This is a genomic window from Streptomyces sp. NPDC054770, assembly GCF_053611985.1.
This window is the reverse complement of sequence record NZ_JBSHBL010000015.1, coordinates 98,071-120,533: the sequence shown is the minus strand read 5'-3', so window position 1 is coordinate 120,533 and position 22,463 is coordinate 98,071. Positions and strand designations below refer to the sequence as shown.

Genomic DNA, 22,463 nt, shown 5'->3' with positions numbered 1-22,463 from the left:
GCGCGCTGTATCGGCTTGTCCAAGATGTTCCCGGGAGGCTCCCATGGCGCGCAGCACCGGCCGCGTGACGGCGACCGACGTCGCCAAGGAGGCAGGGGTCTCGCAGACCACGGTCAGCTATGTGCTGAACGACGTGCCGCACCAGAAGATCTCCGAGCAGACCCGGCGCAAAGTGCTGGATGCGGTGGCCAAACTGGGCTACAAGCCGTCGGCCGCCGCACGCGCGCTCCGCCTGGGCCGCAGCGATCTGGTGCTGATGTTCCTTCCGGACGTTCCCGTGGGCGGCACCCTGACGACCCTGGTGGAGCTGCTCGGCGACGAGCTGGAGCGCCACGGCCTGAACCTCGTCACGCGGCGCGAACGGCACGCCCCGCTCGAGTCGCTGTGGCGGGAACTCATGCCGGCGGCCGTGATGACGACCTTCGACGTCTCCGCCGAGGACGTGGCCAGCATGAGGGCGGCCGGCATCCACGTGGTCAGCGCCGGGATGGGCCCGTCGGTCGACCCGGGCGTCCTGACCATTCCCCAGCGTCTCATCGGCACCATGCAGGTCGAGCGGCTGGCGGCGACGGGGCACACGCTCGTCGGCTATGCCGCTCCCGGGGACCCCCGGCTCCAGGGCTTCTTGACCCTGCGGCTCGACGGCGCCCGCGCCGCCTGTGCCGAACTCGGCCTCGAACCCCCCGTGGTGCTGGAGGTGCCCCTCGACATCTCGGCCGCCGCCGCGGCGGCCGAGCACTGGCACTCGGCCGTCCCAGCCGTCACGGGAGTGTGCGCGTACAACGACGAGACGGCTTTCGCCCTTCTCGCGGGCATGCGCCGGGTGGGCCTCTCCGCCCCCCGCGACCTGGCCGTGATCGGTGTCGACAACGACAAGCTGGCGCCCTTCGCGATGCCGCCACTGACGACGATCGACAACAACCTCGATGTCGTCGTGGGCCGCGCGGCCCGGATGATCGTCAGTGGCGTGACCGGCCGATCGCTGCCGACGCCGCCCCAGGCGACTCCGCTGAGCCTGGTCGTACGCGAGTCGGCCTGACGGACGCAGGCCGGGCCCCGCGGGCGCCGGCCCGGCCAGGACTCCTCCGGGCGGATTCCGGCCAAGATCATCCCCCGGCGCGTCATGCCGCCGCTCCGCCGATTTCCGGCTTTCCGGAAAACGCTTGATGCAAGGGTCTTGTGGCCCGCCTAGGGCGGGGCTACGTTACGCATACGTTTCACTTGTACGTATCAGTGGCTGGTTTCAACCCATCGCAAACGGTGGCGGCAGAACCCCTCCCGCCAGGTACGGCTGACCGCCAAGAGCGGTCCAGGCCGCGTCAGGACCTGGTTCCCCCCTTACCTCCGAGGCCCTTGCGGGCGGCTCGATGCCCGACGCCGCCCGGTCATCAACTCACCAGCGGAGCACCCATGCGAAGAATCGCGCTGACGGCCGTATCCGCGGCCCTGATGTTGTCCGCGGCCGCGTGCGGCTCGGGCTCAGGTTCCGGTTCGGGCAACGCGGCCACCGGCGGCACCCTCACCCTGGCCCCCCTCGTCGCGGCGCAGCCGTGGGACCTGGCCGACGCCGGACTCGGCAACAACGCGCAGTACTACCAGCCCGTGTACGACTCGCTGTTCCGGCTGTCCCCGACGGCCGAGGTCAAGCCCAACCTGGCCACCAAGTGGTCGTACAACGCGGCTCGCACGGTACTCACGCTGACCTTGCGCAGCGGCGTCAAGTTCACCGACGGCACCGCCCTGGACGCGGCGGCGGTCAAGGCCAATCTGCTGCACACCAAGGGGGGCAGCAGCGAGGCGGCGGGCCAGCTCACGAGCATCAGCGGCGTCGACGTGGTCAACGCCAGCACGGTCGCGATCAAGCTCTCGGCCCCCGACCCCTCGCTGGTGCCGAACCTCGGCAACGTGGCCGGCATGATGGCCAGCCCCAAGGCCATCGCCGCGGGGACGATCAAGACCACCCCGGTGGGCTCCGGCCCGTACACCCTGGACAAGTCCGCCACCACGGCGGGCAGCACGTACACCTTCGTACGCAATCCGGGCTACTGGAACAAGGCCGCCTTCCCCTTCGACAAGATCGTCCTGAAGCCGCTGACCGATCCGACCGCCGTGCTCAACGCGCTGCGCTCGGGACAGGTCAACGGGGCGCTGCTGGCGAGCGCCAAGAACATCGCACCGGCCAGGAGCAGCGGGCTGAACGTCACCGAGTACACCTCCGGTGACGTCGAGGGTGTGTACATCTGGGACCGCGCAGGAAAGATCGTCAAGGCGCTCGGCGACGTCCGGGTCCGCCAGGCCCTGAACTACGCCTTCGACCGTTCCACGATCGTCAGGACGGCGAAGCAGGGGCTGGGCAAGGCGACGACCCAGATCTTCAACCCGGCGGGCTCGGCCTTCGACAGCTCGCTGAACTCCAAGTACCCCTACGACCCGGCGAAGGCCAAGCAGTTGCTGGCCGAGGCGGGCTATCCGCACGGCTTCTCGGTCACCGTCCCGGATGTCTCGGCGGTCTTCCCGGACCAGCAGGCGGCCATGGTCCAGCAGTTGGAGGACATCGGGATCAAGGTCAAGGTCGACAAGATCCCGGTCGCCCAGTTCATCAGCGCCCTTCTCGCGGGCAAGTACCCGCTGTCCTACATGACCCTGGCCTCCTTCCGCCCCTGGGACACCATCCAGATCGAGGTGGCCAAGAGCGCGCTGTGGAATCCGCTGCACACCGAGGACGCCAAGGTCACCGACCTCGTCACCAAGGCCCGGTCGGCGACCGGCGCCGCCCAGGACGCGCTGTTCAAGCAGCTCAACACCTACCTCGTCGACCAGGCGTGGAACGCGCCCTGGGACTCCGTGGTGGCCACCTACGCGACGACCAAGGGCGTCACCTTCACCCCGCAGGAGTTCGCCGCCGTTCCGCCGATCTACAACTTCAAGCCCGCCGGCTGAGCCGGGCGGCGGGCCGGGCGGGGGTGGTGGCCCCGCTCCCACCCGGCCGCCGGTCAACACCGGTCAGGGAAAGGCAAGGTGGAGAGACTGATGATTGTTTTCTTGGTCCGGCGCATCGCCGCCGGACTGGTCCTGGTCCTGGTGATCGCGACCACGACCTTCGCGTTGATGGGTCTCACCGGTTCCGATCCGGTGCGCCAGATCGTGGGGCAGACCGCCACCCGGCAGCAGGTGGCCGCCAAGTCCGCCGAACTCGGACTCGACCAGCCCTTCGTGGTCCGCTACGGGCACTGGCTCGCGGACGCGGTGCACGGCAACCTCGGCAGCTCGTGGTTCAGCGGTGAGTCCGTGACGAGTTCACTCGCCAACAAGCTGCCGGTCACGCTGTCGATCGTGCTGGCGGCGCTGCTGCTGTCGGCGGTACTGAGCACGGTGCTGGGAGCGGCCGCCGCGGTCCGCCGGGGCGTACTGGACCAGTTGGTGCAGTTCCTCGCGGTCCTCGGGTTCGCCGTGCCCAGCTTCCTGGTCGCCCTGGTGTTCGCCGTGGTGATCGGCGTCGACCTGGGCTGGCTGCCCGCGACCGGTTACGTGCCGCTGGCGGACTCGGCGGGTGGCTGGCTCCGGTCGATCACCCTCCCGGCGTTGTCGCTCGCCGTCGGAGCGATCGCGGCCACCGCCCAGCAGGTGCGCGGCTCCATGGTCGACGTACTGCGCGCCGACTACATACGCACTCTCCGCAGCCGTGGCGTCAGCGAGCGGAGCCTGCTGTTCCGGCATGCCCTGCGCAACGCGGCCCCGGCCGCGCTGACCGTGCTGGCCCTGCAGTTCATCGGCCTGGTCGGCGGCGCGGTGGTCGTCGAGAAGGTCTTCGGCCTCAACGGGATCGGCAGCCAGGCGACAACCGCCGGATCCCAGGGCGACACCCCGGTCGTCATGGGCGTCGTCGTGGTGATGGTCGCCCTCGTCGTGGTGGTGAACATCCTGATGGACCTCGCGTACGGATGGCTCAACCCGAAGGTGCGTGTCGGATGACGCTCCCTCAGCCCGAAGAAACGGCCCGCACGGTGGCCGTCGCCGCATCAGGGCGGGCCGGACTCCTGCGCCGGCTGCTGCGCGACCCGGTGGCCGTGGCCTGTCTGCTGCTCCTCGCGCTCATCTCGCTGGCCGGCCTGTTCGCCCCGCTCCTGACCAGCCAGGACCCGGCCCACACCTCACTGACCGACAGCCTGGCCCCGATGAGCGGCAGGCATCCCCTGGGCGGTGACGGCGTCGGCCGTGACGTCCTGGCCCGGCTGCTCTACGGCACTCGTACGAGCCTGCTGGGAGCCCTGCTCGCGGTGGCCGTCGCCCTGGTGATCGGTGTTCCCGCCGGTCTGGTGGCCGGCTACTACCGCAAGTGGTTCGACGCCGTGAGCAGTTGGCTGTCCAACCTGCTGATGGCCGTGCCGGCGATCATCGTGCTGCTGGTCGTGATGTCCGCGGTGGGGCAGAACACGTACGTCGCCATGGCGGTCTTCGGCGTGCTGATGTCGCCGGGTGTCTTCCGGCTGATCCGCGCCTCGGTGATCTCCGTACGCGAGGAGCTGTACGTGGACGCGGCGCGGGTGTCCGGCCTGACCGACCCCCGGATCATCCGCCGGCACATCCTGCCCGTCGTACAGGCGCCGACCATCATCCAGGCCGCCCAGATGCTCGGTCTCGGCATCGTCATCCAGTCCGGGCTCGAGTTCCTCGGCCTGGGCTCGGCGAGCCAGGCGAGCTGGGGCTCCATGCTCAACGACGCCTTCGGCAACATCTACACCAAGCCGGTCCTGATGGTCTGGCCCGGAGTGGCGCTCGCGGTGACCGTCGCAGCGTTCGGTCTGCTGGGCAACGCCCTGCGGGATGCGCTGGACGGGAGCGCGACCGGCGGGCGGCGGCCGCGCGGCGCTGCGGCCCGCAAGCAGGTCGCGGACAAGAAGGCACCGCCCGTCACCGCCGAGACCACCGCGGCGGACGACGCCCTGCTCGTCCTCGAAGGCCTGACGGTCTCCTATCCGAGGGCCGTGGGAGAGAAGACGGTCGTCGACGGTGTCTCCCTGACGGTGCGCCGGGGTGAAGTCCTCGGACTCGTGGGGGAATCGGGCTCGGGCAAGAGCCAGACCGCCTTCGCCGTCCTCGGTCTGCTGCCCCGGGAGGCCCGGGTCTCCAGCGGCCGACTGGTGTTCGACGGCAAGGAGCTGGCGGGGCTCGGCCGCGCGGAGCTGAACCGGTACCGCGGCCGTCGGATCGCCTACGTGCCGCAGGAGCCGATGTCCAACCTCGACCCCTCCTTCCGTATCGGCTCCCAGCTGGTCGAGCCGGTGCGCCGGCACCTCGGGGTGCCGGCGGCCGAGGCGCGGGCGAAGACCCTCGGCCTGCTGGAGCGGGTCGGCATCGCAGACCCGGAACGGGTCTTCCGCTCCTATCCGCACCAGATCTCGGGCGGTATGGCGCAGCGCGTCCTCATCGCCGGCGCGGTGTCCTGCGAACCGGACCTGCTGATCGCCGACGAGCCGACCACGGCGCTCGACGTGACCGTGCAGGCCGAGGTGCTCGACCTGATCCGGTCCCTGCAGCGCGAGCGGAACATGGGCGTGATCCTGGTGACCCACGACTTCGGTGTGGTGGCCGACATCTGCGACCGCGTCACGGTGATGCAGACCGGCGCCGTGGTGGAGTCCGCCCCCGTACGGCAGTTGTTCGCCGGTGCGCAGCACCCGTACACCCGCATGCTCATGGCGTCCACGTTGGAGGACGCCGAGCCGCGGTCCGCGCTCAGCCGCACCGTGCCGGCGCGCGCCGCGGGGACCACGGGCATCGCAGCGATCACGAACATCGCAGGTCAGGAGGGGCCGGCATGACCGGAACACTGGACGAGGAACTCCCTGCGGAACCCCTGCTGGCCGCCGACGACGTGGTCGTGGAGTACCCGTCGAAAGGCTGGCGCAGGCCGCCGTTCCGGGTGCTGAAGGGGGTGTCGATCACCATCGGCGCCGGCGAGACCCTCGGGCTGGTCGGCGAGTCGGGATCCGGCAAGACCACCCTGGGCCGGGCCGTCCTCGGACTGGCCCCGGTCACCTCCGGCACCGTCCGCTACCGCGGCAAGGTCATCTCGGGCCTGGGCCGCAAGGAGCGCCGCGCGCTCAGCGACGACATCCAGGTCGTCTTCCAGGACCCGTACACCTCGCTCAATCCGGCGATGACGGTGACCGACATCCTCAGCGAGCCACTGCGCGTCGCGGGGACCTCGCGGACGGAGGCCGAGAAGCGGGTGCGGGACCTGCTCGACCAGGTCCGGCTGCCCGCCGACGCCGGGGAGCGGCTGCCGCGGGAGTTCTCCGGCGGCCAGCGGCAGCGCATCGCCATCGCCCGGGCGCTGTCCCGGGACCCGCGGGTCATCGTCTGCGACGAGCCGGTCAGCGCACTGGACCTGTCGACCCAGGCCCGGGTGCTGGACCTGTTCGTCGAGATCCAGGAGCGCACCGGCGTCGCCTACCTCTTCGTCACGCACGACCTGTCCGTGGTCCGGCACATCAGCCACCGGGTGGCGGTCATGTGCGGCGGGGAGATCGTCGAGACCGGGGATGCGGCGAGGATCACCAGGACGCCCGAACACCCCTACACACAGCGGCTGTTGCTCGCCGCTCCGGTGCCCGACCCGGGTCGGCAGGCGGAGCGCCGGGCCGAGCGGCGACGTCTGGCGGCGGCCATGACGGCCGACGCCTCCTCGAACACCTCCGTTATCGCCTCCACGTCGGGAGACCGAGCATGACCCTGCCCAACCCCACCGTCCCCGGCTTCCACCCGGATCCCAGCATCACCCGCGTCGGCGACGACTACTACCTCGCCTGCTCCAGCTTCGAATACCTGCCCGGCCTGCCCCTGTTCCACAGCCGCGACCTGGTGCACTGGGAGCAGATCGGCAACGTGGTGACCCGCCCGGGGCAGCTCGCGCTGGAGAAGGTCCCCACGCTCGGCGGTGCCTGGGCGCCCACCATCCGGTTCCACGACGGCCGCTTCTGGCTGGTCGTCACCGACGCGATGGGCCGCGGCAGCCTGATCTTCACCGCCGACCGGGCCGAGGGGCCCTGGTCCGACGGCATCGTCATGCAGGGGGTGTCCGGTATCGACCCGGACCTCGCCTGGGACTCCGAGGGCACCTGTTTCGTCACCTACTCGGGTCTCCAGCTCGACGGCGACCGGGCCGGCGAGCATCTGGGCGTCCAGCAGGTCCGGATGGACCTGGAGACCGGCCGGGCCCTCGAAGAACCCCGGTCGCTGTGGTCGGGTACCGGGCTGATGTTCCCCGAGGCGCCGCACCTGTACGAGATCGACGGCACATGGTACCTCCTGATCGCCGAGGGCGGCACCGAGCGCGGGCACGCCGTGAGCATCGCCCGTGGCTCCCGCCCGGACGGCCCCTTCGAGGGCTGCCCGGCCAATCCGGTGCTCAGCGCCCGCAGCACCGCCCGGCCGGTCCAGAACACCGGCCACGCCGACCTGGTGCGCACCCCCGACGGAGGCTGGGCGCTGTTCCTGCTGGGCATGCGGCCCGGGGGCCTGACCAGGGCCTTCTCCCCCATGGGCCGGGAGACATTCAGCACCGCGCTGGAGTGGGTCGACGGCTGGCCGGTGGTGCAGCCGGTCGAGCTGACACCGTCCACCGGACCGGTCGTCCGCCACGACGACTTCACCGGCACCGAACTCGGCCCTGAATGGCTCTCGATACGGACGCCGGCCGCCGACTGGTCCTCGCTCACCGAGCGCCCGGGCCACCTCGTCGTGCACGCCGACGGCTCCACGATGGACGACCCGCGGCCACGGTTCGTCGGCCGCCGCCAGCAGCACCGGTCGGCCGTCTTCGCGGTCCGGGTGGACAGCTCCGGCGGAGTCGGCGGGCTGAGCCTGCGGATCGACGAACGCCACCACTACGACATCGAGGTGGGGGCCGGCATCGCCCGTGCCCGGGCCCGGGTGGGCGGGCTCTGCCAGACCTGGGAGCAGCCGGTTCCCCCGGGACCGGTGACCGTGCAGATCAGGACCGAGCCGGTCAGCGGTATGGGCCTCGACGCCCTCGGCCCGGACCTGGTCAGGCTGTCCGCCGACCCCGGCACCGGACCGGTCGAGCTCGCGGTGCTCGACGGCCGCTATGTCTCCGCCGAGACCTCGGCGTCCTTCACCGGCCGTGTCGCCGGCATGTACGCCGCCGAAGGAACCGTCGCCTTCGACCGGTTCGGCTACCGGGGCGAGGACTGACGCCTTCGTCCCGTCCCAGACACCCGACCGGCACCTGACAGAAAGTCACCAGCACCGCATGGGCACATTCTTCCCGCGCATGCTCTTCGGAGCCGCCTACTACACCGAGTACCAGCCGTACGAGCGGCTCGCACAGGACCTCGATCTGATGGCCGAGGCCGGGTTCGGCGTCATCCGGGTCGGCGAGTCGGTCTGGTCGACCTGGGAACCCCGCGAGGGGCAGTTCGACCTCGACTGGCTGCAACCGGTGCTCGACGCCGCCCACGACCGTGGCATCAGGGCGATCGTGGGCACCCCGACCTACGCCGTCCCGCCGTGGCTGCGCCGCAAGTACCCGGAGACGGCGGCCCGTTCCCGTACCGGGGAGGCCATCCCGTACGGCATGCGGCAGGACGCGGACTACTCGCACCCCGCCTTCCGGCATCTCGCCGAGCGGCTGGTCCGCAAGATCGTGGGGCGTTACGCCGACCACCCGGCGGTCATCGGCTGGCAGGTCGACAACGAGCCCGGCCTGCGGCTCTTCCACAACGACTCGGTGTTCCAGGGCTTCCTGGACCACCTCCGCGAACGCTACGGCGACGTCGAGACCCTCAACCGCCGCTGGGGGCTGACCTACTGGTCCCACCGTCTCCAGGACTGGGCGGACCTGTGGACCCCCGACGGCAACTCCACCCCGTCGTACGACCTCGCCTGGCGCCGCTACCAGTCCCGGCTGACCCAGGAGTACCTCACCTGGCACGCCGAGCTGGTCCGCGGCCTCGTGCCCGAGCACCACTTCGTCACCACCTGCGTCGCGCTCGGCCAACAGGGCCTGGACATCTCGGCCATCGGCCGGCCCCTCGACGTCGCCGGGGCGAACATCTACTACGCCACCCAGGAAGGGCTGGCCCTGCCGGGTCCCGACGAGCCCGCCGACGGGCTGTATCCGTTCTTCGTCCCCTGGTCAGGACCCGCCTGGCTCTACCTCCAGAACGACCTGGCGCGCGGCATCCGCCAGGAACCCTTCCTCGTCATGGAGACCAACGCCACCTCCATCGGCGGCTCCGCGGACAACTTCCCCCTCTACCGGGGCCAGGCCCGCCAGGCCGTGTGGAGCATGGTCGCGCGCGGCGCCAGGATGATCGAGTACTGGCACTGGCACTCCCTGCACTACGGCGCCGAGACCTACTGGGGCGGCATCCTCGGCCACAGCCTGGAGCCCGGCCGGACCTACCAGGAACTCTCGGTGATCGCCGAGGAGTTGCGGCGGGCAGGCAGTGCGATCGAAGGTCTGCGGCCGCGCAGCGACGTGGCGATGCTGCTGTCCGCCGACAGCCGCTGGGCCATGGAGTTCATGGCACCGCTCCGGGGCAACACCCCTGCCTGGTTCGGCGATCCGCAGTCCTACGAGCGCATCGTCGCCGCGTTCTACCGGGGACTGTTCGACGCCGGACTGTCCGTCGACATCGTTTCCCCGGAACAACTCCCCTCCAGCGCAGATGAGTTGGTCGACCGCTGGCCGGTGCTGGTCGTCCCCGCGCTGTACGTCGCGGACGACGCGACACTCGATCTGCTGCGCCGGTACGCCGAAGCCGGCGGCCATCTCGTCCTCACTCCCCGTACGGGCTACGCCGACGAGGAGGCCGTCGCCCGGCACACGGTCATGCCCGGAGTGCTGCGCCCCGCCGCGGGCGCGTACTACCAGGAGTTCACCAATGTGCTGACCCCGGTCACGATCACCGCAGGGGACGGGACGTCGGACGGACCCGCCCTGCACGGGCGGGCCACCGCATGGGCCGACGGACTGATCCCGGACGGCGCCACCGTCCTCGCCGGGTACGAGCATCCGCACCTGGGCCAGTTCGCCGCCGTCACCGCCCACGAGTACGGCAACGGCCGGGTGACGTACGTCGGCACCGTCCCGGACCGCGAGCTCTCGCACAGCCTCGCGGACTGGGTCGCCGCGGTCTCGCTTCCCTCCGACGCCTGGCGCGCGGACCGGCCGGCGTCCGTCACCTGCACATCGGCCGCCACCGCCGACGGCTCCGTCCTGCGTTTCGTCCACAACTGGGCCTGGGAACCTGCCAGTTACCGCCTACCGGCGGACGTCCGCGACCTGTTCACCGGTGAGCCCCTCGCCGCCGGAAGCCCGCTCGTGCTCGGCCCCTGGGACGTCCGGGTGCTCATCGAGCGCGACGGCGAGCGCACGGGCGAAGCCCCCGTGCTGTCCCCTTCCCCCACCGACCCCACTTCTTCGAGGAGGACGCCGTGACCCGGCAGCCCACCCCCACCGACGCCCCGTCCGCGGCCGACGAAGCCGAGTTCGCCAGGCGCCTCGGCGCGCTCACCCTGGAGCAGAAGGTGAGACTGCTGACCGGCGCGGACTTCTGGTCCCTCCATCCCGAACCCGCCGTCGGCCTGCGCCGGCTGGTCGTCTCCGACGGACCCGCCGGAGTCCGCGGCGAGCTGTGGGACGAGCGCAGCCCCTCCGCCAACGTGCCCTCGCCCACGGCGCTGGCCGCCACCTGGGACGAACCGCTGGTCGAGCGGCTGGGCGGACTGCTCGCCCGCGAGGCGCGCGGCAAGGGCGTGGACGTCCTCCTCGCCCCCACCGTGAACCTGCACCGCACCCCCTACGGCGGACGGCACTTCGAGTGCTTCAGCGAGGACCCGCTGCTCACCGGGCGGGTCGGGGTCGCCTATGTCCGAGGTGTCCAGGGCGGCGGGGTGGCGGCCACCGTGAAGCACTTCGTCGGCAACGACTCGGAGACCCAGCGGATGACGGTCGACGCGCGGATCGGTGAGCGCGCCCTGCGCGAGCTGTACCTGGCACCGTTCGAGCGGATCGTCGGCGAGGGCCGCGTCTGGGCCGTCATGGCCGCCTACAACGGGGTCAACGGGCACTCGATGACCGAGAGCCCGCTGCTGCGCGAGGTCCTGCACGACGACTGGGGTTTCGACGGGCTGGTGATGTCGGACTGGTTCGCCGTGCGCACCACCGAGCCGTCCGCACGCGCCGCACTCGACCTGGTGATGCCCGGCCCGATCGGCCCCTGGGGTGACGCACTGGTCGCCGCCGTGCGCAAGGGCAAGGTCGACGAGGCGCTCGTCGACGACAAGGTGCTGCGGCTGCTGCGGCTCGCCGCCCGGGTCGGCGCGCTGAGCGGTGTGGCCGCCACCGCCCGGCCGCCGGAGTACGACACGGCGTCGGTGGCGGCCCGGCTGCGCGAGACGGCCGCCGCCGGGTTCGTGCTGGCCCGCAACGAGAACGCCGTACTGCCGCTGGACGGCGCGGCGTTGAGCAGGATCGCCGTCCTGGGCCCCAACGCCGCCGTGGCCCGGACCCTCGGCGGCGGCAGCGCCACCGTCTTCCCGCCCTACACCGTCTCACCCCTCGACGGCCTCCGCGCCGCCCTGGGCGACGGCGTCGAGATCACCCACGGAGTCGGCGTCACCCCGCAGACCCGCACGCCCGCGGCGGCACTGTCCTACCTCCGCCACCCCGACGGCTCCGGCGCGGGCACGGAGGTGCGCTTCCTCGCCGCGGACGGCACCCTGCTCGGCTCCGAGCGCCGTGCCGGGGCCGCCTACACCTGGATGGGGTCCTACGGCCCCGGGGTGCCCACCGACCAGGTCGCCCGGGTGGAGGTGCACACCGTGGTCCGGGCGGCCGACGCCGGCCGGTACGCGATCGGCGGCTCGGGCATCGGACGCTTCCGGCTGTCCGTCGCGGGGGTGGAGGTGTTCGACGTACGTCTGCAACTCCCGCCGGGCGCGGACCTGGTGGAGGGGCTGATGACTCCGCCCCAGCGCCTCCACACCGTCGACCTGGCGGCGGGCGAGGAGACCGAGGTCGTCCTCACCCACGACCTCGACTCCGCCGCCGCGGGCGACGGCATCGGCGACGCGGTCACCGTGTTCCAGCTCAACCTCCAGCCGCCGCACGGCAGCGACGACGAGGAGATCGAGCGGGCCGTGGCGCTCGCCCGGGCGGCCGATGTCGCCGTGGTCGTGGTCGGCACCACCGAGGAGGTCGAGAGCGAGGGCTTCGACCGTGACAGCCTGGTCCTGCCCGGCCGCCAGGACGAACTCGTCCGCCGGGTCGCCGAGGCCAACCCCCGTACCGTCGTGGTGGTCAACTCCGGGGCCCCGGTGCTGCTCCCCTGGGCCGAGGAGGTGGCGGCGGTGCTGCTCGCCTGGTTCCCCGGGCAGGAGTTCGGCAACGCGCTCGCCGATGTCCTGCTGGGCGTGGCGGAGCCGGGCGGACGGCTGCCGACGGTCTGGCCCGCGTCCGAGCGGGGGCTGCCCGCCACCGAGCCGGTCGACGGCGTCCTCGCCTACGACGAGGGGCTGTTCATCGGCTACCGGGGCGACGGCCGTGCCGGCTGGCAGCCGCCCCGGTACGGCTTCGGCCACGGACTCGGGTACACCACCTGGGACTACGTCTCGATCGACGTCCCCGGCGAGGTGCGGCCCGACACCGGCTTCACGGCGGAGGTACGGATACGTAACAGTGGCACGCGGCACGGCAAGGAGGTCGTGCAGGTGTACGCCGGCCGTCCGGGCAGTGCTGTGGAGCGCCCGGTCCGGTGGCTCGCTGGGTTCGCCACGGTCGAGGCAGCGGCCGGCGAGGAGGCCGTCGCGACGGTGACGCTGGACGCGCGGGCGCTGCGGCACTGGGACACCGAGGCGGGCGGTTGGGCCGTCGAGCCGGGGACCTTCACCCTGGAGGCGGGGCCGTCGTCGACGAACCTGCCTCTCACGGCCGACATCGCCGTCAGCCGCTCATGACCACTCCACGAGTGGAAACGGTGATCGCCCCCTGGCAGCAGACCGAGTTCACTCTGACCGGCGCAAGCGACTACGCCAACCCCTATACCGACGTCGACGTATGGGCCGAGTTCACCCACGAATCCGGGACCGTACTGCGCCGCCCGGCCTTCTGGGACGGCGGCCGGGTCTGGAGGGTCCGGTTCGCCTCCCCCGAGACGGACGGCCGCTGGACCTGGCGCAGCGGCTGTTCCGTCGCGGACGACGGACTGGCCGGGCAGAGCGGGGCGCTCGTCGTCCGCCCCGCCGCGGACGACGGCAACGCCTTCCACCGGCACGGCTTCTGGCGGATGTCGCCCGGCGGCCGCAGCCTGGTGCACGCCGACGGGACAGCCGCGCTGCTGGTCGGCGACACCGCCTGGGCCCTGCCCTGGCGGGCCACCGGGGAGCAGGTCACGCGGTACGCCGCCGACCGGCGGGCCAAGGGCTTCAACGCGGCCCTGCTGATGAGTGTCCAGCCCGACATGGACGCGCGCGGCCCGCGCGACCGCACCGCCGACGAAGGGTTCGACGTCGGCTTCGAGGACCTGCCCACCGGTCACGTCAACGTGCTCGACCCGGCGTACTTCCAGTACCTCGACCGGCTGACCGGCATCCTCCGCGACCACGGGATCGTCCCCGTGCTCCAGCCGCTCTTCCACGGGTTCGGCTGGAAGGGGCTGCGGGTGGCGGGCCCGGTGATCCCGCCGCAGGAGTACGCCCGCTACTGCCGCTACCTGGTCGCCCGCTACGGCGCCGCCCCGGTCGTCTACCTGGTCGGTGCCGACGGCGAGGGCGGCGAACCGCAGATCGCGGCGGGCGGCGCGGAGGTCGGCCGCTGGGACGGCTACGGCCAGCCCTGCGGTATCCACTACCGGCCGCACTCCGACAACCGCGCCCACCAGAGCGAGGCCTGGCTGCACTTCCAGTGGTGCCAGACCGGCCACCTGGGCGGGCACGTCCAGGAACGGGTCGCGGACATGTGGCGCAACACCCCGGCCAAGGCGGTCGCCAACGGCGAGCCGACCTACGAGAACACCGGGCGCCCCGGCCGGGCCGCGGGCTGGTGGCAGGGGCACGAGGCCTGGAGCAACCTCTGCGCCGGCGGCACGATGGGCGTGGTGTACGGCGCGGCGAGCCTGTGGCAGTGGCGGCTGCACGCCGCCGAACCCGGACACGAGGAGTTCTTCCTCGCCGAGGGCGCGGGCTGGCGGGAGGCGCTGGACTTCGAGGGCTCCCGCCATGTCGGGCGGATCTCCCGGATCCTCGACGGCCTTCCGCTGACCGACATGCGGCCGGACTGGCGGTCCGCCCTGGCGCCCCGGGGCCTGTCCGTCCCCGGCGTGCTGTACCTCTGCTACGCGGAGGAGGGCGGTCCGCTGATCGTCACCGATCCGGCGAACGTCCCGCTGCCCTACCGGGTGGTCGACCCCCGGACCGGCGAGACCGTCCGCGAGGGCGTGCGCGCCACCGCCGGGGACCCCGTCCCTGACGAGGGCGGGGCCCCACGGGTGTACATCTGCCACGACCCGAGCCGGAGTTGACGCCTGTGCAGGTCACACCGCCCGCCTTCGAGCACCACCGCGAGCCGCTGGGCATCGGCGAGTCCGCTCCCCGCCTGAGCTGGCGCACGGTCACCGACGCCGCGGACTGGCGGCAGGCCGCCCACCAGGTGGAGATCACCGCCGCCGACGGCACGGTCATGGCCGGCACCGGCCGGGTGGCGTCCGCCGAGTCGGTCCTCGTCCCCTGGCCTGGGCGGCGGCTCGGCTCCCGGGAGCGCGTCGGCGTACGCGTACGCGTCTGGGGTGAGAGAGACGACGAGCCGTCGCCCTGGTCGGGGACCGCGTACGCCGAGACCGGACTCCTGGAACCGGCCGACTGGACGGCCCGGCCCGTCACCCCGGACCGCGCCCCCGCCGCGGAGCCGCTGCCTGCCGCGCTGCTCCGCCGCGACTTCGCCCTCACCGGTACGGTGACCTCGGCCCGGCTCTACATCACCGCGTACGGCGTCTACGCGGCCGAGATCAACGGCCAGCCCGTCGGCGACCACGTCCTGGCCCCCGGCTGGACCTCCTACCCGCACCGGTTGCGCTACCAGACCTTCGACGTCACCGCACTGCTGCGGACCGGCGAGAACACCATCGGGGCGTTGCTCGGCGAAGGCTGGTACACCGGGCGGCTGGGCTTCCACGGCGGCAGCCGCAACATCTACGGCGAACACCGCGCGCTCCTCGCCCAGTTGGAGATCGCGTACGCCGACGGCAGAGCGCAGACCGTCGTGACCGACGGGCACTGGCGCACAGCGACGGGTCCGGTGCTGCGTTCGGAGATCTACGACGGTGAGGCCTACGACTCCCGGCGCGAGCGGCCGGGCTGGTCCGTGCCGGGACACGACAGCTCCGACTGGGCGCTGGTGCGTGAACTGCCGCCGCCCTCCATGGAGTTGGTGGCACCGACCGGCCCGCCCGTACGGCGCACCCAGGCCGTGGCCCCGGTCGAGGTCCTCACGACACCGTCCGGGAGGACCGTCCTGGACTTCGGGCAGAACCTGGTCGGCCGGCTGCGCATCCGGGTCTCGGGCGCCGCCGGCCACGAGGTCACCCTGCGCCACGCGGAGGTGCTGGAGCACGGCGAACCGAGCACCCGTCCCCTGCGGATCGCCCGCGCCACGGACACCTATGTCCTGCGCGGCAAAGGCGTGGGAGGAAGCGAGAACGTCGAGGTGTACGAACCGCACTTCACCTTCCACGGCTTCCGGTACGCCGAGATCGGGAACTGGCCCGGACCACTCGATCCGGCCGACATCGAAGCGGTCGTGCTCCACACGGACATGGCCCGCACCGGTTGGTTCGAGTGCTCCGACCCGTTGGTGAACCGGCTGCACGAGAACGTCGTGCAGGGCATGCGCGGCAACTTCCTCGACGTCCCCACGGACTGCCCGCAGCGCGACGAACGCATGGGCTGGACCGGCGACATCCAGGTCTTCGGGCCCACCGCGTCCTTCCTCCACGACTGCTCCGGCATGCTGCTCGGCTGGCTGCGCGACCTGTCCGCGGAGCAACTGGCGCGACCGGACGGCGTACCGCCCCTGGTGGTCCCCGACGTACTGCCGGCCGCCTTCCAGGGCGTGGGGGCCCAGGCGGTGTGGGCCGATGTCGCGGTGCTCCTGCCATGGACGCTGTACCGGCGATTCGGGGACCTTGAGGTGCTGCGCACCCAGTACCCGAGCATGCGGGCGTGGGGTGAGGCCACGATCCGGCTCACCGCCGCGGGCGACGGGCTGTGGCGCCAGGACTTCCAGCTCGGGGACTGGCTCGACCCGCAGGCCCCGCCGGACCGTCCGGGCGAGGCGCGGACCGACGGCGACCTCGTCGCCAACGCGTATGTCGTCCGCTCCGCCGAGGTCCTCGCCGAAGCCGCCGAACTCCTGGACCGCAAGGAGGACGCCACCCGTTTCCGTGCCCACGCACAGGCGGTACGCGTGCGGTTCGCCGACCATTTCGTCACCCCGGACGGCCGACTCGCCTCGGACACCCAGACCGCGTACGCCCTTGCCATCGCCTTCTCGCTCCTGCCGACGGAACGCCAACGGCGGGGCGCCGCCGAACGGTTGGCGTACATCGTGCGCCGCGCGTCCTTCCGGATCGCCACCGGCTTCACCGGCACGCCGCTGATCTGCGACGCGCTGTGCCTGGCGGGCGAACCGCAGCTCGCCTACCGCATGCTCCTGGAGAAGGGCTGCCCGTCGTGGCTGTACCCGGTGACCATGGGTGCCACCACCGTCTGGGAGCGCTGGGACTCGATGCTGCCCGACGGCACCGTCAACCCCGGCGAGATGACCTCCTTCAACCACTACGCGCTCGGCGCCGTCGCCGACTGGCTGCACCGTACGGTCGCGGGTCTCGCCGCCGTCGAACCCGGCTGGCGGCGGCTGCGCATCGCCCCGGTCCCGGGCGGCGACCTGACGTGGGCGAAGGCGGCCCACGAGACCCCGTACGGCAGGGCCGAGGCGGGCTGGCGGGTCGAGGGCGTCAAGGGGGACCTCCTCGTGGTCGAGTCGTTGGTACCCCCGAACACCCGGGCCGAGGTCCACCTCCCCGATGGCAGCGAACCGTTGGAGATCGGCTCGGGTCGCCACACGTTCCGCTGTCCGTACGTCGCCCCGGCCTGGCCCTTGCCAAGCACTAAATAAAATGATTCATTATCTTGTCGAATGAATGAGTGCATGCCGAGCGGGAAGAGGCGGCCTCGCCACAACGGTGACCGAAGCGAGAGGACCCGGATGCCTGCCCACGAGATCACCGCCGTCACCCTGGGCGAAGAGCCGATCACCATCGAGCAGTTCGTCGCGGTCGCCCGGTACGGCGCCCGGGTCACGTTCGATGCGGCCTATGCCGACCGGGTACGCAAGTCACGCGCGCTCGTGGAGCGCTTCCTGGCCGAGAACCGTCTGGTGTACGGCGTCACCAGCGGGTTCGGCGACAACTCCACGAAGGTGATCGATCCGGCGGACGCCGAGCAGCTCCAGCGCAACATCGTGCGCTCGCACGCCGTGTCGGTCGGCGAACCGCTCCCCACCGAGATCGTCCGCGCCATCGCGCTGATGGAGCTGGTCGGTCTCGGCGAAGGCTATTCCGGCGTCCGGCTCGAGACCCTGGAGCTCATCCGGCGCATGCTCAACGCCCGGGTCACCCCGCACGTACCCGGCGAGGGTTCGGTCGGCTACCTCGCCCCGGAGGCGCACATGGCCCTTGTGCTGCTGGGAGAGGGCCGGGCCCGGTACGACGACGAGCTGCTGCCCGGGGGCGAGGCACTGGCCCGGATCGGGGAGCGGCCGGCCCGGCTCGGCTGCAAGGAAGGGCTGTCGCTCACCAACGGCACCCACTCGGTCACGGCCATCGCCGTCCTGGCCGCCCATGACGCCGGCGTCGTGGCGACCACCGCCGACGTCGCCGCCGGCCTGTCCGTCCAGGCCCTCAAAGGCACCGTCCGGGCCTACGACGCCCGGCTGCAGGAGCGCAAGTGCCACCCCGAACAGGCCGCGGTCGCCGAGAACCTGCGCCGGCTGACCGAGTCCAGCGCGATCAGCGCCGAGTTCCTCGATCACCGGCTCCAGGACAGTCTGTCCCTGCGCGCCGTTCCGCAGATGCACGGCGGTGCCAAGCGGGCCCTCGCACAGGCCCGGGAGGTCATCGTCGAGGAGTTGCACTCCGTGGGCGACAACCCGGTCATCCACCCCGAGGGCGAGGACGGGGTGGCGCTGAGCGGGGCGAACTGCGACAGCACGTTCGTCGGCATCCAGGCCGACTCCATGGTGAACGCGATGACGGTCCTGGCCAAGGTGTCCGAGCGGCGCACCGACCGCATGGTCAACAGCAACTTCAGTGAGCTGCCCGCCTTCCTGGCTCCCCAGCCTGGACTCGACAGCGGCTACATGATCGCGCAGTACACGGCCGCCGCGCTGACCATGGAGCTGCGCGGCATGGCGGTACCGGCGTCCGCGGACTCCGTCCCCACCTCCGCGGGTCAGGAGGACACGGTCAGCAACGCCTACCTGGCGGCGCTGAAGGCCTACCGTGCGGCGCGCAAGCTCGGCTACGTCATAGCGATCGAGCTGATGTGCGCCGTGCAGGCTCTCGACCTGCTCGCGCCGCGCTCGCCTTCGCCGGCCGCGCAGGCGCTGCGGGCCAGGATCCGGGAGACCGTACCGGCCGTCGCCGAGGACCGGTTCTTCCAGGCCGACATGGAGCACATCGCCGAACTCGTGCGAAGCGGAGAGGCGCTGCGGACCGTCGAAGCCGTGACCGGTCCGCTGCACCACTGAGACCTGCTGACGGTTCGCGCGGGGGGGTGTTCACTTCCCGTTCAGGATGGTCTTCGTCTTGGCCTGCATGTCGGCGAAGACGCTGTCGTCCTTCTGCCCGGCGAAGTAGGCCTCGATCAGAGGATTGATCGTGTCCTCCAGGGCCGCGCCGTTGTTGAAGTCCGGCGAGGGGTAGAGCACCTTGTCCTTGAGCATGTCGGTGAAGACCGACAGGTCGACGCCCTGTGCCTTCAGGGCCTTGGCGGAGGCGTTCATGGAGGCCGGGATCGAGGGGAAGAAGGTGCCGGTCGCCGACGCCTTGGTCTGGCAGGCCTCGGAGCCCATGTAGGAGACCCACTTCCAGGCCAGGTCGGGGTTCTTCGTGCCCGCCCAGATCGTGTTCCCGTTGGAGTTGCTGAAGACGGCACGGGTCTTGCCGTCGGGGCCGAGGACCGTGGGACCGATGCCGACCTTGATGTTGGGAATCTTGGTGAAGGTGGACGCCTCCCACGATCCGCCCGTCTCCATCGCGACCTTGCCGGAGGAGAGCAGGTCGACGTCGGACACGCTGTTGGTGAACTGGCCGATCTTGGGTGCGTATCCCTTCGCCACCAGGGTGCGGATCCAGTCCATGGTCTTCACCAGTCGCGGATCGTTGTAGTTCAACTGGGTCGGCCAGTTGGGCTTGTTGCCGAGCCGCCAGCCCGTCGTGGAGACGAAGGAGCTCCACGTGGTCTGGCCCAGGAAGTCCTTGGAGGCCATCTGGCCGAAGCCGTACGTCTTGACGTCGGCCTTGTCGAATCCGGGCTGGTCGCCGCGCCGGCCATGGGTGTCGACGGTCAGATGGGCGATCATCTTGCCGATGGTGCCGCCGTCGTCGGGATTCCAGTTCATGTTCTGGACGTCCTTGGCGGTGTAGCCGGCCTTGGTGAGCATGTCGGTGTTGTAGTAGAGGCCGGTGGCCGCCCAGTCCAGGGGCAGGCCGTACTGCCTGCCGTCGGTGTACTTCCAGGAATCGGCTCCGACGGAGAAACGCGACAGGTTGAACTTGTCCTTCTTGATGTAGTCGTCCAGCGGCAGCAGTTGATGCTGGTCGGCGTACTGCGGAAAGTACTGGACGCTGTTCTGGAACGCGTCGGGAGCCTTGCCCGCCACGAAGCCGGCGGTGAGCTTGGTGAAGTAGTCGGTGACGTTGTACTGGGAGATCTTCACCGTGACGCCGGGGTTGGCCTTCTCGAAGTCCGTGGCGCAGACCTTGTACGCGGTGGCCTGCTTGTCGTCCCAGGTCCACCAGTTCAGGGTCGATGAGCCGGAGCCGCTGCCGGAGCCGCCGGAGCATGCGGAAAGGACGGCCGTCAGTGTGAGAGTGGCTCCCAGTGCCACAGCCTTACGAACTCTCATGATTCCTTCTTTCGCTGGTCACTTGAGGCCGGAGAATCCGATGGAGTTGACGATGCGTTTGCCGAAGGCGACGAAGAGCAGCAGCATCGGCAGCGCCGCGATGAGGGCGGCGGCCATCAGGCCCGCCCAGTCGGGGGCGGCCTGCGGTGAGGACTGCTTGAAGACGCCGAGGGCGAGGGTGAGGGGTTGGACGTGCTGGTCGTTGGTGATCAGCAGCGGCCAGAAGTAGTCGTTCCAGGCGTTGACGAACATCAGGAGCGACACGGTCGCGATGGGCGCGGACGACATCGGCAGGACGATCCGGAAGAAGATCCGCAGCGGTCCGGCGCCGTCGAGGATGGCGGCCTCCTCGACCTCGTTGCTCAGGCCGAGCATGAACTGCCGCAGGAAGAACAGGGTGAAGGCCTGGAAGAGCCCGCCGGGCAGGATGAGTCCGGCGAAGGTGTCGGTGAGCCCCAGGTCCTTGACCAGGACGAAGTTGGGCAGCAGCGTGAACACGGTGGGCACCATCAGGGCGCTGATCAGGATGTTGAACACCAGGTCGCGGCCGCGCCAGTGCAGCCGGGAGAACGCGTAGGCGGCGGCCGCGGAGAACAGGACGATCAGCGCTGTCTGCACGGACGCGTAGATCAGCGAGTTCCGCAGATAGAGCGCGATCTCGAGGGAGGCACCGGAACCGCCCTGCGCCTGGGCCTCGGCGGTGGAGGCGATACCGAGGGCCCGCTCGAAAGCGCCCCAGGTGAAGCCCACCGGCAGCAGTGAGGACGGGTGGGTCGCCAGTTTGTAGTTGTTCGACAGCGCGGTGCGCAGGATCCAGTAGAACGGGAAGAGGGTGACGAGGACGACGACACCGAGGTAGGTCCAGGCGGCGACCTTGCCGGGTGAGAACCTGCGCGTGCCGTTCCGGGAGGTACCACGCGGGGCGGCCGCCGGGCCGGGTGCGAGGGTGACAGCCATGACGGCCTCCTTCAGTTCAGGTCGGACTCGTTGGCTCGGGCGAGCCGCAGTTGGGTGAAGGTGACCGTGATGAGCAGGGCGAACAGGGCCAGCGACATGGTGGCGGCGTAGCCGAAGTCGAACTGCCGGAAGGCCTTGTCGTAGATGTACATCTGGAGCACGTTCGACGCGTTGGCCGGGCCGCCCTTGGTGGTGACCTGCACGATGTCGAACACCGTGAAGGAGTTGATCACCGTGAGGACGACCACCATGACCAGGATGGGACGCAGCAGGGGCACGGTGAGCCGGCGGAACATCTGCACTTCACCGGCGCCGTCGACCCGGCCGGCCTCGTAGATGGTCGCCGGGATCGTCTGCAGTCCGGCGAAGATCAACAGGGCGTAGTAGCCCATCCACTTCCACACGCTGATCGCGGCCAGCGAGGGAATCGCCCATCCCCCGCTGCCGAGGAAGAGGATGGAGTGGCCGGTCAGGTGTTTGAGGGCGATGTTGACGATGCCGAGGGTGGGATCGAGCATCCACTGCCACACCAGGGCGGCGATGACGTTGGAGATGAGGAACGGCAGCAGGATCACGCCGCGCAGCGCCGACGACCGGGTCACCCGGTGCAGCACGACCGCCGTCACCAGCGAGATCGCCGTGCCGAAGCCGACGGACAGCAGGACGAAGTAGACGGTGACGAGGAGCGAGTGCCAGAAGACGTCGTCCCCGAGCAGCTCCCGGAAGTTGGCCAGTCCCACCCACTGCGGCGGGCTGAGGACATGGAAGTCGGTGAAGCTGAGGTAGATGCCGCGCAGGGTCGGATAGGCGTAGAAGGCCGCGAAACCGACCACGGCGGGGAGGATGAGCAGCAGGGCGACCGGCAGGTCGCGGCGGCGGGCCGCCGCCGGCCTCGCGACCGTGCCGCGCCTTCCTTTTCCGGTCGGGTCCGTGCTCATGGCCGATGTGGTGGTCCCCGCGCCCGGTTCACCGGAACGCGGTTTCACCGGCGCTGACGCGGGTGCTGCTGGGCGTGCCATGTGTTGCTCCATCTCGGCGCGAAAGGGCATGCCGGGGCCCTTGGAAGTCCCGGACGTGCCCATGCACGGTCAGCCGCATGGGGAATTGGTGGGTGGGCGTTCGGTTCCGCCCGGGTGGCTGTAAGGCGACGCCCGTTCAGGAGCGCGGCCGGCGAAGTCCTGCGCGACCGATCGAGGAGGAAACCGGCCGCCACCTGCATCGGTGGACGTCCCATCCACCTGTCGTGAGGTGCCGCGAATGTAGTCACCCTTTTCTTCCAGCGTCAACATATTGC

At 70.8% G+C, this 22,463-nt stretch carries 14 protein-coding genes; 11 read left to right on the top strand and 3 right to left on the bottom strand.

Annotated features, from left to right (window positions below; translation table 11 throughout):
* Positions 1-43: 43 nt before the first annotated feature.
* The 11 genes from ACWGKQ_RS16320 to ACWGKQ_RS16270 all read left to right on the top strand — a co-directional run bounded on the left by ACWGKQ_RS16320 (position 44) and on the right by ACWGKQ_RS16270 (position 18,832).
* Positions 44-1,039 (top strand): LacI family DNA-binding transcriptional regulator, encoded by a 996-nt coding sequence (locus ACWGKQ_RS16320; protein ID WP_453292575.1) that lies wholly within the window; start codon positions 44-46, stop codon positions 1,037-1,039.
* Between the two features lie 371 nt (positions 1,040-1,410).
* Positions 1,411-2,940 carry an ABC transporter substrate-binding protein gene (locus ACWGKQ_RS16315; RefSeq protein ID WP_453292574.1) on the top strand — a complete coding sequence of 510 codons (1,530 nt, stop codon included), beginning with the start codon at positions 1,411-1,413 and terminating at the stop codon, positions 2,938-2,940.
* A gap of 90 nt (positions 2,941-3,030) precedes the next feature.
* Positions 3,031-3,972 (top strand): ABC transporter permease, encoded by a 942-nt coding sequence (locus ACWGKQ_RS16310; RefSeq protein ID WP_453292573.1) that lies wholly within the window; start codon positions 3,031-3,033, stop codon positions 3,970-3,972.
* Positions 3,969-5,822 (top strand): dipeptide/oligopeptide/nickel ABC transporter permease/ATP-binding protein, encoded by a 1,854-nt coding sequence (locus ACWGKQ_RS16305; RefSeq protein ID WP_453292572.1) that lies wholly within the window; start codon positions 3,969-3,971, stop codon positions 5,820-5,822. The genes ACWGKQ_RS16310 and ACWGKQ_RS16305 overlap by 4 nt, the downstream gene beginning before the upstream one ends.
* The gene (locus tag ACWGKQ_RS16300) at positions 5,819-6,733 is read left to right on the top strand and encodes an ATP-binding cassette domain-containing protein (RefSeq protein ID WP_453292571.1); all 915 of its coding nucleotides are present in this window, start codon (positions 5,819-5,821) and stop codon (positions 6,731-6,733) included. Before ACWGKQ_RS16305 ends, ACWGKQ_RS16300 begins: the two co-directional genes overlap by 4 nt.
* Complete coding sequence (locus ACWGKQ_RS16295; RefSeq protein WP_453292570.1) at positions 6,730-8,217, top strand: glycoside hydrolase family 43 protein; 1,488 nt, start codon at positions 6,730-6,732, stop codon at positions 8,215-8,217. The genes ACWGKQ_RS16300 and ACWGKQ_RS16295 overlap by 4 nt, the downstream gene beginning before the upstream one ends.
* Before the next feature lie 58 nt (positions 8,218-8,275).
* Positions 8,276-10,468, top strand: coding sequence for a beta-galactosidase (locus tag ACWGKQ_RS16290; RefSeq protein ID WP_453292569.1), 2,193 nt, complete (start codon positions 8,276-8,278; stop codon positions 10,466-10,468).
* Positions 10,465-12,987: a beta-glucosidase gene (locus ACWGKQ_RS16285; RefSeq protein ID WP_453292568.1), complete on the top strand. Its 2,523-nt coding sequence runs from the start codon at positions 10,465-10,467 to the stop codon at positions 12,985-12,987. Before ACWGKQ_RS16290 ends, ACWGKQ_RS16285 begins: the two co-directional genes overlap by 4 nt.
* Positions 12,984-14,549: an apiosidase-like domain-containing protein gene (locus tag ACWGKQ_RS16280; protein ID WP_453292567.1), complete on the top strand. Its 1,566-nt coding sequence runs from the start codon at positions 12,984-12,986 to the stop codon at positions 14,547-14,549. The genes ACWGKQ_RS16285 and ACWGKQ_RS16280 overlap by 4 nt, the downstream gene beginning before the upstream one ends.
* 5 nt (positions 14,550-14,554) lie before the next feature.
* Entirely contained in the window at positions 14,555-17,200 is a 2,646-nt protein-coding gene (locus tag ACWGKQ_RS16275; protein WP_453292566.1) for a family 78 glycoside hydrolase catalytic domain, read from the top strand.
* A 90-nt stretch (positions 17,201-17,290) separates the two neighbouring features.
* Entirely contained in the window at positions 17,291-18,832 is a 1,542-nt protein-coding gene (locus ACWGKQ_RS16270) for an HAL/PAL/TAL family ammonia-lyase (RefSeq protein WP_453292565.1), read from the top strand.
* Positions 18,833-18,862: 30 nt separating this feature from the next.
* Here ACWGKQ_RS16270 and ACWGKQ_RS16265 read toward each other — a convergent pair whose 3' ends face one another.
* From ACWGKQ_RS16265 to ACWGKQ_RS16255, 3 genes are read right to left on the bottom strand one after another with little or no spacing between them, the layout of a single operon-like run.
* Positions 18,863-20,212 carry an ABC transporter substrate-binding protein gene (locus ACWGKQ_RS16265; protein ID WP_453292564.1) on the bottom strand — a complete coding sequence of 450 codons (1,350 nt, stop codon included), beginning with the start codon at positions 20,210-20,212 and terminating at the stop codon, positions 18,863-18,865.
* 18 nt (positions 20,213-20,230) lie between these two features.
* A complete protein-coding gene (locus tag ACWGKQ_RS16260) occupies positions 20,231-21,169 on the bottom strand; it encodes a carbohydrate ABC transporter permease (RefSeq protein ID WP_453292563.1) in 939 nt (312 codons plus the stop codon).
* A gap of 11 nt (positions 21,170-21,180) precedes the next feature.
* A complete protein-coding gene (locus ACWGKQ_RS16255; RefSeq protein WP_453292562.1) occupies positions 21,181-22,107 on the bottom strand; it encodes a carbohydrate ABC transporter permease in 927 nt (308 codons plus the stop codon).
* Between the last annotated feature and the right edge of the window lie 356 nt (positions 22,108-22,463).

Excerpts from the sequence above, each read along its gene's own strand:
- ACWGKQ_RS16320 (WP_453292575.1), top strand. The coding sequence starts at position 44 with ATGGCGCGCAGCACCGGCCGCGTGACGGCGACCGACGTCGCCAAGGAG.
- ACWGKQ_RS16315 (WP_453292574.1), top strand. The coding sequence starts at position 1,411 with ATGCGAAGAATCGCGCTGACGGCCGTATCCGCGGCCCTGATGTTGTCC.
- ACWGKQ_RS16310 (WP_453292573.1), top strand. The coding sequence starts at position 3,031 with ATGATTGTTTTCTTGGTCCGGCGCATCGCCGCCGGACTGGTCCTGGTC.
- ACWGKQ_RS16305 (WP_453292572.1), top strand. The coding sequence starts at position 3,969 with ATGACGCTCCCTCAGCCCGAAGAAACGGCCCGCACGGTGGCCGTCGCC.
- ACWGKQ_RS16300 (WP_453292571.1), top strand. The coding sequence starts at position 5,819 with ATGACCGGAACACTGGACGAGGAACTCCCTGCGGAACCCCTGCTGGCC.
- ACWGKQ_RS16295 (WP_453292570.1), top strand. The coding sequence starts at position 6,730 with ATGACCCTGCCCAACCCCACCGTCCCCGGCTTCCACCCGGATCCCAGC.
- ACWGKQ_RS16290 (WP_453292569.1), top strand. The coding sequence starts at position 8,276 with ATGGGCACATTCTTCCCGCGCATGCTCTTCGGAGCCGCCTACTACACC.
- ACWGKQ_RS16280 (WP_453292567.1), top strand. The coding sequence starts at position 12,984 with ATGACCACTCCACGAGTGGAAACGGTGATCGCCCCCTGGCAGCAGACC.
- ACWGKQ_RS16270 (WP_453292565.1), top strand. The coding sequence starts at position 17,291 with ATGCCTGCCCACGAGATCACCGCCGTCACCCTGGGCGAAGAGCCGATC.
- ACWGKQ_RS16265 (WP_453292564.1), bottom strand. The coding sequence starts at position 20,212 with ATGAGAGTTCGTAAGGCTGTGGCACTGGGAGCCACTCTCACACTGACG.
- ACWGKQ_RS16260 (WP_453292563.1), bottom strand. The coding sequence starts at position 21,169 with ATGGCTGTCACCCTCGCACCCGGCCCGGCGGCCGCCCCGCGTGGTACC.
- ACWGKQ_RS16255 (WP_453292562.1), bottom strand. The coding sequence starts at position 22,107 with ATGAGCACGGACCCGACCGGAAAAGGAAGGCGCGGCACGGTCGCGAGG.